Raw genomic sequence first — 16166 nt, forward strand, 5'->3', positions numbered from 1 at the left:
CTATACTTTCAGTTTATCAAAGAAATCAACGGCATCTTCTTGCACCATGGTGAACGGAAACGGAAAATTAAGTGCCTCTTGGTTAATCGCAATCACATCGGCACTAGGATTACGGTAATCAAGTAATCCGGCAAACGGATAGACTCGCATTGAAGTCCCAACGATCACAATTAGATCACTTTGACTCATCAATCGAACACTATTTTCAATTGTTTGAGGATTAATTCCCTCACCATATAAAACAATGTTAGGGCGCAAAATTCCACCACAGTTTTGATGATACATACTCTTCATATATTCATGATAATCAACGTGTTTGCCACATTTTTGACAGTAAATATCATACAAGTTACCGTGAAACTCATTCAGGTTCTTTGCGTCAGCTTTTTCGTACAGATTATCAACGTTCTGAGTGATAATACTAGCCCGATTTTGACGGGTTAATTCCGCCTGCTTTTTGTGAATAACGTTGGGTTGAGCATCTGGATAGTACATGTTCTTTTTGACGTACTCGTAGAATACCTCAGGTTCATTTACTAAGCAGTCGTGACTCAAGTAATATTCCGCTGGTTTACTGCTCTTGTCATTCGTATACAATCCGCCCTTAGAACGATAATCGGGAATTCCAGAAGGGGTAGAGATTCCGGCTCCCGTTAAAAATACGATGTTTTTAGCATTATCAAACTTTTCTTGAATATTATCTTGATTCATATTGTCACCTTATCTCAATAAATATGGGATCCGTAAGTCTTGATACAACTCTTTAACCGTCTTTGAATATAGTTCTTTGAAATAGTCTTCACTTGCCTTTTTACCAGCTGGACCACTTGTCACAAACGAATTTTGGTCATCCGATTTGGTAAAGCCCACGTACGCTCTTTTGTTAGTCTTGGTCTCCTTTAATTCTGAGTGATAAAGGTTAAAAACCTGTTTCACTTGCAAACCGAGTTGGCGCTTTGAGAAGACCGCCGTTAGCATCACAAAATCATTTAATTGTAAGGCTGGAAGTCCCCAGTTCTTCATCTGTTTATCAAAATCACGGTATAGCTTGACCACATCGCGTCTGAGGGTAAATGGTGAGTCCACCGGCTTCTCTGTGAGCATTGCGTAGAGTTCCTTAGCGGCCTTTAAAGAAATGGGGAAACTCGTTTGAAATACGTCTTCGTACTGATCAAAGTGGTCGCCAAGAAAAATCATGGCATCCAGAATGGTCACCAATCGTAACGGCATTTCATCGTCGACCTTCCCAGATTCAGGGGTAATCGTCTGTCTAACACCCTTAACATATTCCTTTTCAACCGCTTCATCAACTAAACCGTGCTTTCGCTGTTCAGCATACACGACAAAGTGACATACATCATCGTACAACTCAGTTCCCATGTACATTAACTGTTCATCAAGTTGCTTATCCCCACTAGTAAGGGGAAAGTAAATCTGTGGAAAACCACGGAGTGTCATTAACAAGTGTAACAACTCATGAGTAGCGGTAAAATCTGGCTCAGTCAGATCTCTAATCTGCACGTAAAGTCGATCACCATCTTGCACGACTTGTGCTTGGTCATGTCGCACATAACCGGACTTTAAGTTGCCAATAAATTGAACCTCAACATCCCCTGGAAAAAAGTGACTGACTTCGTTAATTAAGCCTTGCGTCGTCTTACTTAATTGCACATTATCATTATTTTCGGCCATCTGATCCAAACTTCCCTTCTATAATTTGTTTTGCGTTTTCTAAGTTTCTTTGATTTGTTGGTAATTTCTTTAATGCGTTAATCACCATGTCCAAGTTCTTACTGGAAGCTCCAGCAGACATGGCGAGTGATTTCATCTGAAGGTTCATGTGACCCCGTTGAATCCCATCGGTTACAAGCGCCTTTAGGGCTGCCAGATTTTGTGCTAATCCCACAGAAGCAATCACCTCCATGAATTGCATGGCAGAGCTAACGTTTAAAATTTGATAGTTAATCCTACTCATTGAAAAGAGCCGAGTTGCACCACCAATGATTCCTGAGGGTACCGGAATGGTAATTTCTCCCTTTAATCCGTCAGGAGTAACTCGCCATTGACCAACCCCACGATACTGACCATCCCTTGCGGCATAGGAATGAACCGCACTTTCAACGGCGCGCCAGTCATTACCAGTGGCAACGAGAACCGCATCAATCCCATTCATGATCCCCTTATTGTGAGTTGCCGCCCGTTTTGGGTACTTATTTGCAATTAATGAGGCTTCTGCGATTTTTTCAGCAACGTTTTTTCCGTCCAATTGACCTCGTTTTAGGGCCCGAAACGGAACGGTTCCTGATGCTGTAACCAAATTTTTATCCCCATAATTCGATAAAATACTCATTAAAGATGATTGACTAGTGTTGATTTCAATGTATGTCGAAAGAGCCTCAAGCATCGAATTCATGATGTTAGCCCCCATCGCATCACCGACGTCAACGAACAGTTCAATCACCAGATAATGATCGTAAAGAGGTGAGACGGTCAAATCGTGGACACCACCGTATTTATCAATTGTGGGATGAGCATCGTGTGCAACCTGCATTAATTTAACTCGATGATTTTCAACCCATTCGGTAAATTGAACCGGATCCGAGACTCCTAAAATGACTTCACCAGTCAAGATGCGACTCTGAGACTTAGCCTGAATGCCGCCACCAACACGAAGCATGTTGGCGCCGTTACTAGCGGCCGCAATGACCGAGGGTTCTTCAATCACCATCGGAATTAAATGTTCGACTCCGTTAATTACAAAGTTAGTTGCAACCCCCTCTGGCAATCCGTAGTCGGTAAGGTAGTTTTCAATCATGTGGCTACTAGCATCTACGAAGTGACTTTCAATCACATCAAGTTGTGTTCGATCAAGATCGGCAAATTCGGCAACCTGCTGTAACCGTTTTTGATATGATTTTTTATAAAATCCATTAAAATCGTTCAAAATGACACCTATTTTCTAAAATGAGGACTATTCTCAATGTATTCATTAATCAGTCCCTCACGCACGCCACCGTTTGAGAAAATGACCCGCTTGGAATCAATAAAATGCATCATGACAGTTAAACAAAGGGAACCACCAATGATGACGTCGGCACGGTCGTTTTCAAGCCCATTAATCTTTTGACGTTCAGCCAAAGTCTTACTCAGAAACATTTCCATCGTACTGTTGACCTGTTTTCTGGTTAACTGAAAATTTTGGATGTGATCAACATGGCTTAAATGTTGGTACTGCCGATTAATTCTTGCAATTGCGCGGGCAGCGCCACCAATCAAAACAATCGGATAATGAAGGGGCTTCTTAATCCAAGGAATCCGACTATACACTTCGATAACGTAAGACTCAGCCGCAAATAAATCAGCTGGAGTCACCTGGTTAATCAAATGAAATTGTTCCGAAATTTTTACTGCCCCAATGGGAACGCTGATACAATGGATATCTTTTTGGTTTCTAACCTGAATAATTTCAACACTAGCACCACCAACATCCATCAAGAGATAATCTTTAACCGCCAATCGATCAGAGATTCCTAGATAATCATAGTAAGCTTCTTCCTTACCGGTTAACACGCGAATCTTAATGTGAAGCTGCTTATAAACATTGTGTAAAAAATCCTTTTGATTTTGAGCTTGGCGCACCGCTGCCGTAGCAATGGCACGAACCACAACGTTTTTATACTTTGAATACTCTGACTTAAAGGATCGAAGCGCCGAGATCGTACGATTCATTGCAGTTATCTGTAAAATGTTATTTTGTCCGATTCCCTCAGACAATCTCGTATCGTTCTTAACGCGTTTAATCTCATGATAACTTCCATCGGAATCGATGCAATAAATTGCCATTCTGACTGAGTTTGAACCGATATCAATGATAACAAAGTTCTCCATTCGATTCTCCTCCTCAAGTATTTATTCATATTTGGTGCTATGACAATTTATCTACTTAAAATAATTAATCCCCATGGCATCGCGAACTTCTTCAAGGGTGTTTTCTGCAACAATGTTAGCCGCGTCGCTTCCGTCTTTTAAGACCCTGTATACATACTCAGGATCCTTAGCTAACTTTTCTCGACGTTGTCGAATTGGCTTGAGTTCATCTTGCAAAACTTCGTTTAAATACAACTTAATTTTAACATCTCCAAGACCACCGTGTTGATATTGCTTTTTAAGTTCACTAACTTTTTGCTTGTCGTGAGCGAAAATATCCAGATACGTAAAGACCGTGTTTCCTTCAACTTGACCTGGGTCATCAACGTGGACGTGCTTTGGATCCGTGTACATGGACATCACTTTTTTCTTAATGGTATCGGCATCGTCAGCAAGGTAAATGGCATTATTAAGCGACTTACTCATTTTGGCATTTCCGTCGAGGCCGGGAATGCGCCCCATGCCTTTCGGTGGAAAGAAACCTTGTGGTTCAACCAATACGTTCTTGTGATAGGCACTATTAAAGCTTCTAACAATCTCCCTAGTCTGTTCGATCATTGGCTCTTGATCTTCTCCGACCGGAACCACGGTTGCCTTAAAGGCAGTGATATCAGCAGCTTGACTGACCGGATAAATGAAGAAACCAGCTGGTACACTTTCACCAAAGTTTTTCTGTTTAATCTCAGTTTTAACGGTCGGATTTCGTTTCAACCGGGAAACCGTTACTAAATTAAGATAAATCATGGTTAGTTCATTTAAGGCTGGGATCTGGGATTGGACAAAGATCGTTGATTGATTTGGATCAAGTCCGACCGCTAGATAGTCCAAGGCTACCTGCAACAGACTGTTTTGAATCTTCTTTGGATCACGAGCGTTATCGGTCAAAGCCTGCATGTCAGCAATCATGATGAATGGATCGTAGTTACCCGAATTCTGCAACTCTAAACGGCTCATTAACGAACCAACGTAGTGTCCAATGTGAAGTTTTCCGGTCGGACGATCACCAGTTAATACAATTTCTTTTTTTGCCATCGTAATTTTCCTTTCTTTAATAAAAAACGTCCTATTGAATAATCAATAGGACGCCTTTGAACGTGGTACCACCTAAATTGCAGAGGTTTCTCTGCCACTTAAACTATAAGGTTGTTACCCATTATCCAGTTCGTGTCGTCTGACTAATCTCAGTAAACATAGCCTCTCTGTTATTTGACTCCACTACTTACCAAACTAAATACATATTAACATCATTTTATGCGATTTATGACGGGTTGTCAAAGCACGAAAAAATTGACAGTACCGGCTTTTCAAATTAGAATTATTCACGAATTAAAGGGAGGAGGATGCACTTGAATAAGGATGAAAAAAACAAAGAGCAAGAGCGGGTCACCTGGGTCGGTTCCCAGTTGGACGAAAAAATCCAAGACACCCAAACCGAATATCAAAAAGCCAAGGCAGAAACTCAACGAGTTCAAAAAGATTACGGGACTAACACGTCCGCAAATTATTTGGAAGCTGATGACCGGATTGAAACTAGTGCCGACCTGCAACAACAGCGAAGCTTAACTAACAAAGTGGTTGAGGATCAAGCCATTGTTGAAAGCCAACTAGCCACTTACCAGGATCTTAAAAAATCCCCTTATTTTGGTCGAATTGACATCTCAGACGAGGGCTTTTCTGACGTTGATCACCTATACATTGGGAAGGCATCTTTCATCGATAAAAACGGTGAATTCTTAATCTATGATTGGCGAGCTCCCATTTCAAGTGTCTACTATAATGGTACGCTTGGAAAAGTTGCTTATGACACTCCCAATGGAAAACAAAACACCGACCTTTTAAAGAAGCGCCAGTTCCAGATTAAAAACGGTAAGATCATCAACATGTTCGACACTAACGAAACGGTTGGTGACGAACTCTTACAGAGTGCTTTAAGTGATGAAAACAACGAAAAGATGCAAAACATCGTGGCCACCATTCAGCACGAACAAAATGACATTATTAGGGATACCACCAGTAACTTGCTGGTGGTTCAAGGAGTGGCCGGATCAGGAAAGACCTCAGCGCTCTTACAACGGATTGCTTTTCTGTTATATCACAGTCGTGACTCTCTAAATGCTGACCAAATTTTACTCTTTTCTCCGAACCTCCTCTTTAGTAACTACATCAAGGACGTATTACCAAGTTTAGGAGAACGTAGTATGCGTCAGGTTACGTTAGCTGAATTTTTTGCCCACCGCCTTGAAGGCATGAGGGTTCAGACCCTTTTTCAACGTTACGAAGCTTCCGATCATGATTCTGATTCTCAACTTCGCGAATTCAAGAATAGTCAGAACTTCATCGATCAGATTGAAAACTACGTCAAAAATATCACCTCTGATCAAATTAAGTTCGATGATATTCACTTTAATGGTGAAGTTTACTTTTCTAAAAAGGAAATTCGTGAGATTTACGCTAGTCTACCAAGTGGGATGACCAGCAGTGAAAAACTCCTTCAAACGAAGAATCGTTTAATTAAGAGACTGAAGAATCGTATTCACGATGAAACTAAGAAAAAATGGGTCGCTGACATCATCGACACCATGAGCGAAGAACAGTACCACAATCTTCTGGGTGAAAAACACTTAAATGACTTTGAGGAACTAGACGATGAACGAAACTACATCGCTACGCGACTAGTTAAAGATCGACTTAGTACCGTGTACGATGCCATCTACAACGATGAGTTTTTCGATCCATACGTTCAATACGCTGATTTTCTTGACCACGTTAAGTTGCCTGAAAATGTTGAACCAGATGCTTTTAAACAAAGCAAAAATGATTTCCTAAATCACATTGAATTTCACCAAATTGGTTTGGACGACACTGCCCCCCTACTGTACTTGAGGGATCGTTTCAGTGGGGAAAATAAAAACGTTAACATTAAATACCTCTTCGTCGACGAGATTCAGGACTACTCAATTGCCCAGATTATGTATCTCAAGCTCATTTTTCCGAGAGCTAAGTTCAACCTGATTGGTGATAGTGAACAGGCCATTTTCAAGGATGTCGAATCAGCCCAAACGTTATTGGACAAGCTTAATGATGCCATCCCTAGTAAACATTCCCGGCTAATTCAACTGAATCGTTCATACCGCTCAACCTATCCCATCACGTCCTTTGCCAAGTCATTACTACCAGATGGAAATGACATTGAGGCCTTCAACCGAAATGGGGAAAAACCTGAGTTAATCGTGAAGGACAATTTTAATGAACTAACAAGTTCTTTATTTGACGTTATCAACGACCAACTTCAAAAACACGAAAACGTCGCGGTCATTACTAGAGATGCCACATCGTCCAAACAAGTTTATCAAAAGGTCAACGCTCACTTTGACTCTACATTATTAAAGGATAGTGACCGAGATATGACCTCACCAGTTGTCGTACTTCCCGTCTACTTGGCCAAGGGACTCGAATTCGATTCGGTCATTGCCTGGGACGTCTCAAAAAAGAATTACCCTGATCAGCACTCACTCGGAGTCCTTTACACAATTCTGACCCGCGCCATGCATTCGCTAACCCTGTTGTGTAACGGCGAGGTTTCGCCGTTGATTCCCCAACAAGCCATCAGTGATAATTTAATTAAAGTCAGCAAAAATTCAACGGCCGAATAAAAAACTCTCACTATGATTACGTAGTGAGAGTTTTAAACTATGAAAATAAATGATAAGCCATTCCCGGGAGTCGAACCCGGCACCTTTTCCTTACCATGGAAATGCTCTACCTACTGAGCTAGAATGGCATTCCCATTTTACCACACCAAAAATGGTACACTAGGATAGAATTCATAAAGATTAGAAAAGGACGATAATATGAAACGACATTTTAAACTTTCCCTCCTAGTCACTTGTCTCGTACTACTGATGATTCCACTCACAGCCTGTCACAAATCGGCAGCCCATGACCCAAAGAAAATTCAGATTGTGAGTTCGGTGAACTTCTATGGTGATGCTGCCCAACAAGTCGTCGGAAAGTATGGTCACAACACGTCCATCATTAATTCAGACGTTGATCCCCACGACTTTGAACCAACAACTAACAACGCGAAAGAAGTTGCCAAGGCAAACGTGGTCATCTCAAATGGAATTGGTTATGACGATTGGATGAACGAATTAATTCACAACGCTGGAAACGACCATCAACAGGACGTAAACGTTGGCAAATTGATGCATAAAAAAGATGGCGACAACGAACACATTTGGTATAAACCAACTACCATGGACCACTTAGTTGACCATCTAGTTACTGTCTACAGTAAGATTGATCCAGATCACCATGAGTATTTTGAAAAAAACGCCCAAACCTACAAACATGAATGGGGCAAAACGCAACGGTTAATCAAGCAGTTATCAAAGAATTCGCACGGTCAATCAGTTGCAACCAGCGAGCCCGTCTTTGACTACTCACTTTCAGCCCTTGGTTACAAACTTAAGGACTACAGGTTCTCAAATGCGATCGAAAAGGGCGTCGATCCTTCAGTCAGTGACATTTCCAACCTGCAAAGTGACATGCGCAACCATAAGATTGCCTTCTTCGTTAATAACACTCAGTCTGATAGTCCGGTGGTTACACAAATGGTTAAGTACGCTAAAATACATCATGTTCCCATCCTAAACGTGTCAGAGACCGCTCCAAAGGGGCAAAATTACATGCAGTGGATGAACAATCAGTACCAAGAACTTGAAAAAATTCAAAAACAACAATAAAAAATGATGCTCAAAATTTGAGCATCATTTTTTATCTAGTTAACTTTTAAAGCTTGTTCCATTGCCTTTTGTTCCATCTGATTTTTAGCTTTGTTCTGCATTTGCGCCTTAAATTCATTCTCAGCTTGTTTTTGCAGCTTAGCTTGGTCCTTTGGTGACATCTTTGGATTTTCGGCCATAGCTTGTTGTATCTTAGCTGCTACAAACTGTTTCCCAGAAGCGGCCATCTGTTGCTGAGCTTCAGGACCTTGTTGTGACTGCTTCATTTGAGCAGCCTCTTGTTTCATGGCCTTCCCAAATGCTTTAGCTTGTTCAGGTGTGAATACCATGTAACCTGATTTTACGTGGAAGGTATTCGTACGTTTAATAAAGGCTTCTTTTTGAGCAAACATGAAGAAGACTTTGTAAAATTTATTTTTGTAGACCCAATCTTGTTGCTTCGTAACCAGTTTGTTTGAATCGCCACCTGGTTTGATTTCATTCGTAGTGTCAATCGCAGGTGTTACGGTTGGCTTCTTTTGATTTGCATTCTTTTTGTAGATCACAACTTTATCATTAGTCTGACCAATCTTCTTATACAATATCATGTTGGCTTGATTGTTCACTGATGTAAACGAAGTGGTCTTAACCGTGGTTTTCTTTTCCATCCCAAAGTGATTGTGGTAATTGGCAATCATTAGACCAATCGTAATGATAATCAAAGCAGCAAATATAAGGCCTAAAGAGGTCGCCACTTTTTTATTAGCAATCAAATTCCACGTTAAGAAAAAGGCAATTACAAAAATAATTAGTAAGATAAATATCATTATTTTTTACCTCCCTTTTCAAAAACAGGATCTTCAGTAACATGACCCTTTTTCAACGCAAACGTCAATAGAAAGGCAATTAATGAGATTAAGAATGCGACTCCAAAGGCTGCCATGTATCCTTTCAAATTAGCGTTAATTGCTCCAGCTCGATATGCCAACGGATTAATTTTAAGTAAGTGTTTTGCTGGCATATTATTGGTAGTAACATTGGCTAAAATTGAAATCATAACGGCCGTTGAAATTGATCCACAAACCTGTCTAAAGGTATTGTTAGCAGCAGTTCCATGTCCCATTTCAGAAACTGGAAGAGCATTCATTCCAGATGTCGTTACTGGCATCATGGACATTGCCACCCCAAACATTCTAATCGCATACAAAATAACAACGTAAATGGTTGGAGTATCCTTTGTTAAAAACAAAAATGGAAAAGTTCCAACCGTCAATAAGAACAATCCACCCATTGCTAAACGACGGGCCCCAAACTTATCGAATAGTCTTCCAGTAATTGGGCTCATAAATCCGGTTAAAAGTGCTCCGGGTAATAGAGTCAATCCGGAATGAAAAGCACTCATCCCTCTAACAATTTGTAAGTAAAGAGGTAAGACCATTTCAACTCCGACCATTCCCATGAAGACCACCGCACTGACAATGGTTCCAAGTCGAAATTCACGTGATTTGAAAACATTTAAATTCAAGAACGGGTTCTTCATGACCAGTTGACGCCATCCAAAGAGAATAATAAAAATGATTCCAATAATTAATCCCCAAATGACAGTTGGACTGCCCCAACCGTCATTTCCAACTGACGAGAATCCATAAAGTAAACTACCAAAACCAATGGTAGACAAAACTAATGAGAGATAATCTAGCTTACTTTTCTTAGTTGGAAGAACTGGTTTAACAAAAAACAGTCCTAAAACAATGACTATGGCAACAATGGGAGCAATAATCCCAAACAAATTTCGCCAAGATGAAGTATCAATCACCCATCCAGACAAAGTTGGTCCAATGGCAGGCGCTAAACCAACGACGATTCCAGCAAGTCCCATGGCAGTGCCCCGTTTTTCTGCTGGAAAAATTGACAACATGATAGTCTGAAGTAATGGCATGGCAATACCAACTCCAACACCTTGAATCAAACGTGATCCAAATAAAAACCAGAAGCTTGGAGCTATCCATGACCCCACCGTTCCAATCTCAAAGATGATCATTGCTGATAAGTACAGCCATTTAGTGTTAAAACGTCCACTCAACCAGGCACTAACCGGAATCAAAATTCCGTTAACCATCATAAATCCGGTGGTTAACCACTGAACGGTCGAGGTATTAACATTAAAGGCACGCATTAATGTAGGAAAAGCCGTTGACAAAATGGTTTGGTTTAAAACCGTACAGAAGGTTCCAACCAAAAGAATAATGACAAACATGGTCCGATTATACTTTTTGCCATTAGCATCAACAGCAGGAATATTATGCATTATATATGCCCCTTTCAAAAGCTTAATTAATTAATATTTGCTCAAAATTACAACACAAACTACTATACAACCATCCGATGTTTATGTCAATTTAATTGACACGTGCATTATTTTACATATAATTAGTATTGTATTATTTAATGAATTCATCGAGTTTGATTAAGCATAGAAAGTAGGTAAACCCTTGGAAAATGAGAATGATCAAGACGTAGCTGACCTCAACGGACGACTCGGAAAAATCATCAAAAAAAATAACATTTCGGTTGGCATTGGTGATATTTCCAAGTGCTCCGGTCTTTCCCAAAGTAAGATTCGCTACTGGGAGCAGCGAGGATACATTACTTCTTTACCAGTTCATAAAAATCAAAACAAGCGATATAGCATTTATACCTTAGTAACCGTTTTATTAATCAAATCCTATCTAGAGTCCGGCTTTACTCTAGCCACGGCAGTAGATAAGGCAAAACGTCACGAAGAAATCAGTAAAGTTTTTAAAAAATTAATCCTTGATCGGGTTCAATACGTTAAAACTAAAAATGACGACTACTGCATTAATATGGGACCTCTTTCAGACGACCCCAGTAAATCGGTCATTATCAAAGTAAGCGATCGTGGTAGTAAAATCACACTAATGGATACAAAAAAGACACTTCCTAATTAATTAGGAGGTGTCTTTTGGTTTAGATTAAATTACTTATTTTCGCCTAATTTAACCTTGTCTAAAATGTTTAAGTCAGAGTCAATATCATAAACAATTGGTTGACCAGTAGCAATCTCAACGTTCATGATGTCTTCATCAGAGATTCCTTCAATGTACTTAGTTAAAGCACGAAGAGAGTTACCATGGGCAGCAACGATCACATTCTTGTTGTCTAACAATTTAGGAGCAATGTGATCTTGCCAGAATGGAATAACTCGTTCCAAAGTAACCTTTAAGTTCTCACCACCAGGGATCGCCTTTGGATCTAAGTCAGCATAACGACGATCTTTAGCAGCTGAGCCCTCATCATTTGCGTCCAAAAGTGGAGGCAAAACATCGTATGAACGACGCCAGATGTGAACTTGTTCCTTACCGAATTTTTCAGCAGCTTCCGCCTTATTTTGGCCTTGAAGTGCACCATAGTGACGTTCGTTTAAACGCCAAGACTTCAAAACTGGAATCCATAATTGGTCACTTTCATCCAACACATAATTTAAAGTCTTGATGGCACGCTTTAAAACTGAAGTGTAAGCTTGGTCAAATTGAATGCCTGCTTCAGCAATTAATTTACCCGCATTTTTAGCCTGCTTAACTCCTTCTTCACTTAAGTCAACGTCGACCCAACCAGTGAATTGGTTCGATAAGTTCCATTCACTTTGGCCGTGTCTAACAAATACTAATTTAGCCATTGTAATTACCCCTCTTTTGTTTTTATACTAGTTTATTTTACATCATTTAAAACTTTTTTTCACTAACTTACTGATCTTACTAAACCAACCTGGTTTCCGATTTCTCGCCACTTCATCAACGTTTTGGACTCCCAAGACGTCCAGTAAAAAGGTGAAAACAGGAACCGAAACGATTAATCCCCACGTCCCAAAGATGTGTTCACCAACCAGAAGGACTACGAACGTAAAGAAGATGGGCAGCTCGGTCTTAGCCGACATGAACTTGGGGTTTAACACGTATGCTTCAAGTAGATGAACCAACATAATGATAATGAAGATGTATACCACGTATCTAAATCCACCTACAGTATAACCAATCAAGGTTAGAGGGATTAACGAAATGATAACCCCAGCCACCGGAATGAGGCTCAAGAAGAAAATCATGACAGCTAAGATCAAAAGCTGTGGAATTTGCATGATCCATAAACAAATCGTGGTAATGGTCGTGTTACAGATTGCGATAAAGAATTGGGCTTCAATCACAACCCCAAAGGTTTTGACGAAAGTCTTCGCGAAAAACAGGATATCCGAGAAGAACCACCCAAAGGTACTGGTTAAAAACTTCTTAGAAAAGCGCTTCACCTGCTTAAGTTCCAAGGTAAAAAAGAAACTCAAAAGTAGTGACAAGACCATAGCAATCCCAGTTGAACCAATGCTTGTAATGTAACTCCAAATCAGGTTCATACTTCCCTTAATCTGGTTTGGTACATTAAAGTTCTTTAGTAACCATAAAACCCACGAACGTAATTCTGGGTTTTTAATCGAATGGGGACTTTCATAAAAGGTAATTAGCGTCTTGGTTATTTCAACTCCCTGCTCAGCAATCTGGGGGAGGTACAGGACACTTACCAGTACAATGGCTCCCACAATTAATAAGTAAATCACAATGACCAAGATTGGAATCGGAATCTTAATCCGGGCCCGAATCCAAAGTACTAGCTTGGTTATTAACAACGTAAAGATAAAGGTCAAAAGAATGGTGGTCATCATTGAGCGACAGAGATACAGAACAACGACAATTAGCAACAAGACCACTGCCCGTCTTAATTTTGTGTTATTTAAAAATTTTTGCCACCAATTGGTTAAATTCTCCATTTTGGTTTTAATCCATCCCCTCTCCATTCATAATTCGTATTTAACACTTTACTCAAATCAATTTTAATAGTAATACGTAATATTTTTATTATAGCATCTAATGTAATTTGTTAAAATTCATGTCAGTCTATTTTACGAGTTTCACAAAAAAAGGTTATAATGGCCATATAACTATTGAATTAAAGAGAGGTTTTTATATGCTTGAAAAGACGTTTTACAGTGAATTTATCAAACACAGTTTTAATATTCCATTAAAGGTAACATACTGGGATGGTTCTACCAAGACTTATGGTAAGGGTGAGCCTAAAGCTCACATTACCATCCACAAGGCAATTCCAATTAAAGATATTACCAGTAATGCTTCAATCGCTTTAGGTGAAGCATACATGGATGGTGTAATCACTGTTGAAGGGATTTCTTTAGAAGATTTAGTTGCAGCAGCCTACCTGGATAGTAGCAGTTTCTTACACAACAAGAAATTCATTAAGTGGCTACCAAAGTCTTCTCATTCAGAAGCGGCAAGTAAAAAAGATGTGCAAAAGCATTATGACATCGGAAATGAATTCTACAAAATTTGGCTTGATAAGACCATGACCTATTCATGTGGTTACTGGGAAAGTCCAGAAGATAGCCTGTACGATGCTCAGATGAATAAAGTTCATCACATCATCAAGAAACTAAACCCACAGCCTGGTGGTACTCTTTTAGATATCGGTTGTGGTTGGGGTACTTTAATGTTAGTTGCCGCTAAAGAATACGACCTAAAGGTTACTGGTGTGACTCTTAGTCAGGAACAATGCGACTACGTTAACGAACAGATCAAAAAGTACGGTCTTGAAGACGTCGCTGAAGTCCGCCTTCAAGATTACCGTGAACTACCAAAGTCAGAAAAGTGGGATTACATCACGTCTGTTGGAATGTTTGAACACGTTGGGAAAGAAAATCTTGATGAATACTTCAAGGTCGTTTCAGACCACTTAGCGAAAAACGGAAACGCCCTCATCCATGGAATTACCAGACAACAGGGTGGTGCGATCAATGGTTGGTTAAATAAGTGGATCTTCCCTGGGGGTTACATCCCTGGTTTGACCGAAAACTTAGACCATATTATTGATAATGGCATGCAAATCTACGATCTTGAATCACTAAGAAGACACTACCAGAAGACTACGGAAACATGGGACAAAAACTTCAATGCGCACCGAAAAGAAATTGAAAATATGTTTGACGAACGTTTCTGCCGCATGTGGGACTTGTACCTTCAAGCCTGTGCCGCTTCATTTAAGGTTGGAAATATCGATGTCATGCAGTACCTCATTTCAAAGGGACCGGCTGGTGCATCACTTCCAATGACCCGTGACTACATGTACAAATAACTTAATATAATAGATAGTAAAAGACGTAACTTCATCAATTAAAGTTACGTCTTTTTGTTATCAAATATTCATTAAAGGACAAACGTTAACAGAAACACCGCCGCTAGTCCTGCCATCACTGAAACTAGCATAGATCGGGTCCAGTAAGCAATCCCAATTACCAACACGGCAGCGATTAACTCTGGTCCCTGACCACTAATCGAAAAGGCATATGACTGATTAATAAAAATATCCTTTACTACCAGTGAAGTAAACAGACAAATTGGTACAAATTCCATCCATTCGGTAAACCACTTTGGAATTTTGCGCTTTCTAAAAAATGCTAATGGTATAAATCTTGGAGCTAAAGCAACCAAAAAACACAGCAATATTAACAGAAAGTGTTGCATCGCATCCCATTTCATAACAATTCTCCCAACTTATTCCTTCGGTGTCCCCGCAGGGTTTTTAAACGTCTTAAGAAAAATACTTTTCTTGTTGGTCTTACGTTTTCGACTCCGAAAGTATTTATCAAGCAAAAAACCGACGAACGATGCAACTAACGTCGCCGCAACTAATCCGAGTGTTGATTTAGTTAACACTAAGAAGAAGATCGCAAGGCCAGCCGCAAAAAGTGCAATAAACACTTTTAGCAAATCCTTTAACTGCATCACAATCATATACAAGAAGAGCGCTGTGAGTGCGAAATGCACCACGGTTAGATCAATTGTAAGAGCTGACCCAATTAAACTCCCCACTAAGTTACTAATGGTCCAGAAAAATAACGTAAAGTGTTCCACCTGTAACGCATCCTTCGGGGTCCATTTCTTGTCAGTTGAAAATTTTAAATAGTTCACAGCGTAATTTTCGTCATTTAAAGAACAGGCAAAAAAGAACGTAAAGAGCGTGTTCTGCCCGTGAAGATACTTAGAAAGACTCGATCCTAATAATGCGTATCTCAGCTCTAGGAAAAACAGCATCAACACAATCGTTAGAAGTGGTGAATTAATGGTTAACATGGATGCGATCAAAAATTGGGCACCACCGGAAAAAACCAGTAGTGATACCAAAATCGTGTTAAACGTGTTAAATCCCGCGGCGTGTAGCAAAATCCCACACGCCAAACCAATTGGAATGTAACTCAAGTCTAAGGGAAACGAGACCTTGAAATTGGCTTTCCAAGTAGGTTCATTAGGATTCGGTACTAATTTTGTCAATTGAAATCCTCCACTTGATTTCTTGAATAGATAACCTAAAAAAATTAATTAACTTTTTGCGTACATTGTTCATTATAAGAAAAAATGGCAAAATAACAAACCATAATTTTGT

The 16166-nt window shown here is 39.8% G+C and carries 15 protein-coding genes and 1 tRNA gene; 4 read left to right on the forward strand and 12 right to left on the reverse strand.

The features are described 5' to 3' along the window. Genes AC6UDG_RS05020 through trpS form a run of 5 tightly spaced genes read right to left on the reverse strand, consistent with a single transcriptional unit; the run spans position 1 to position 4959 of the window. A complete protein-coding gene (locus AC6UDG_RS05020; protein ID WP_500699634.1) occupies positions 1 to 711 on the reverse strand; it encodes an NAD-dependent protein deacylase in 711 nt (236 codons plus the stop codon). Positions 712 to 720: 9 nt separating this feature from the next. Further along, positions 721 to 1692: an IpaB/EvcA family protein gene (locus tag AC6UDG_RS05025; RefSeq protein ID WP_500696930.1), complete on the reverse strand. Its 972-nt coding sequence runs from the start codon at positions 1690 to 1692 to the stop codon at positions 721 to 723. After that, positions 1679 to 2944, reverse strand: a complete 1266-nt coding sequence (locus AC6UDG_RS05030; protein ID WP_500706696.1) for a hydroxymethylglutaryl-CoA reductase, degradative — start codon at positions 2942 to 2944, stop codon at positions 1679 to 1681. The genes AC6UDG_RS05025 and AC6UDG_RS05030 overlap by 14 nt, the downstream gene beginning before the upstream one ends. Positions 2945 to 2952: 8 nt before the next feature. Beyond that, positions 2953 to 3888 (reverse strand): Ppx/GppA phosphatase family protein, encoded by a 936-nt coding sequence (locus AC6UDG_RS05035; protein ID WP_500694008.1) that lies wholly within the window; start codon positions 3886 to 3888, stop codon positions 2953 to 2955. Positions 3889 to 3939: 51 nt separating this feature from the next. Further along, positions 3940 to 4959, reverse strand: coding sequence for a tryptophan--tRNA ligase (trpS, locus tag AC6UDG_RS05040; protein WP_500694009.1), 1020 nt, complete (start codon positions 4957 to 4959; stop codon positions 3940 to 3942). A gap of 308 nt (positions 4960 to 5267) precedes the next feature. On the opposite strand from trpS, the gene helD reads away from it, so the two are divergent. Beyond that, complete coding sequence (gene helD / locus AC6UDG_RS05045; RefSeq protein WP_500706698.1) at positions 5268 to 7580, forward strand: RNA polymerase recycling motor HelD; 2313 nt, start codon at positions 5268 to 5270, stop codon at positions 7578 to 7580. A 55-nt stretch (positions 7581 to 7635) separates the two neighbouring features. Here helD and AC6UDG_RS05050 read toward each other — a convergent pair. Further along, a tRNA-Thr gene (locus AC6UDG_RS05050) sits at positions 7636 to 7708 on the reverse strand. Positions 7709 to 7778: 70 nt separating this feature from the next. Here AC6UDG_RS05050 and AC6UDG_RS05055 point away from each other — a divergent pair. Next, positions 7779 to 8672 carry a metal ABC transporter solute-binding protein, Zn/Mn family gene (locus AC6UDG_RS05055; RefSeq protein WP_500706700.1) on the forward strand — a complete coding sequence of 298 codons (894 nt, stop codon included), beginning with the start codon at positions 7779 to 7781 and terminating at the stop codon, positions 8670 to 8672. Between the two features lie 35 nt (positions 8673 to 8707). On the opposite strand, the gene AC6UDG_RS05060 is transcribed toward AC6UDG_RS05055, so the two are convergent. After that, positions 8708 to 9478 (reverse strand): DUF4811 domain-containing protein, encoded by a 771-nt coding sequence (locus AC6UDG_RS05060; RefSeq protein ID WP_500706702.1) that lies wholly within the window; start codon positions 9476 to 9478, stop codon positions 8708 to 8710. Continuing rightward, positions 9478 to 10959, reverse strand: coding sequence for an MDR family MFS transporter (locus tag AC6UDG_RS05065; RefSeq protein WP_500694013.1), 1482 nt, complete (start codon positions 10957 to 10959; stop codon positions 9478 to 9480). Before AC6UDG_RS05065 ends, AC6UDG_RS05060 begins: the two co-directional genes overlap by 1 nt. Before the next feature lie 184 nt (positions 10960 to 11143). Here AC6UDG_RS05065 and AC6UDG_RS05070 point away from each other — a divergent pair, with 184 nt between their 5' ends. Further along, on the forward strand, positions 11144 to 11620 hold the full coding sequence (locus tag AC6UDG_RS05070) for a MerR family transcriptional regulator (RefSeq protein WP_500699628.1): 477 nt from the start codon (positions 11144 to 11146) through the stop codon (positions 11618 to 11620). Positions 11621 to 11649: 29 nt separating this feature from the next. Here AC6UDG_RS05070 and AC6UDG_RS05075 read toward each other — a convergent pair whose 3' ends face one another. Then, positions 11650 to 12348: a 2,3-diphosphoglycerate-dependent phosphoglycerate mutase gene (locus AC6UDG_RS05075; protein ID WP_500694015.1), complete on the reverse strand. Its 699-nt coding sequence runs from the start codon at positions 12346 to 12348 to the stop codon at positions 11650 to 11652. Between the two features lie 42 nt (positions 12349 to 12390). Beyond that, on the reverse strand, positions 12391 to 13482 hold the full coding sequence (locus tag AC6UDG_RS05080; RefSeq protein WP_500706704.1) for an AI-2E family transporter: 1092 nt from the start codon (positions 13480 to 13482) through the stop codon (positions 12391 to 12393). A gap of 197 nt (positions 13483 to 13679) precedes the next feature. Between AC6UDG_RS05080 and AC6UDG_RS05085 the strand changes: the two genes are divergently transcribed. After that, on the forward strand, positions 13680 to 14858 hold the full coding sequence (locus AC6UDG_RS05085; protein WP_500694017.1) for a class I SAM-dependent methyltransferase: 1179 nt from the start codon (positions 13680 to 13682) through the stop codon (positions 14856 to 14858). A gap of 71 nt (positions 14859 to 14929) precedes the next feature. Here the strand turns inward: AC6UDG_RS05085 and AC6UDG_RS05090 are convergent, their stop codons facing one another. Together AC6UDG_RS05090 and AC6UDG_RS05095 are read right to left on the reverse strand one after the other, a co-directional pair. Then, positions 14930 to 15262: an AzlD domain-containing protein gene (locus tag AC6UDG_RS05090; RefSeq protein ID WP_500694018.1), complete on the reverse strand. Its 333-nt coding sequence runs from the start codon at positions 15260 to 15262 to the stop codon at positions 14930 to 14932. Between the two features lie 15 nt (positions 15263 to 15277). Then, positions 15278 to 16054 (reverse strand): AzlC family ABC transporter permease, encoded by a 777-nt coding sequence (locus tag AC6UDG_RS05095; protein ID WP_500694019.1) that lies wholly within the window; start codon positions 16052 to 16054, stop codon positions 15278 to 15280. Between the last annotated feature and the right edge of the window lie 112 nt (positions 16055 to 16166).

It is taken from the genome of Fructilactobacillus sp. X2R1C1, from assembly GCF_059901435.1.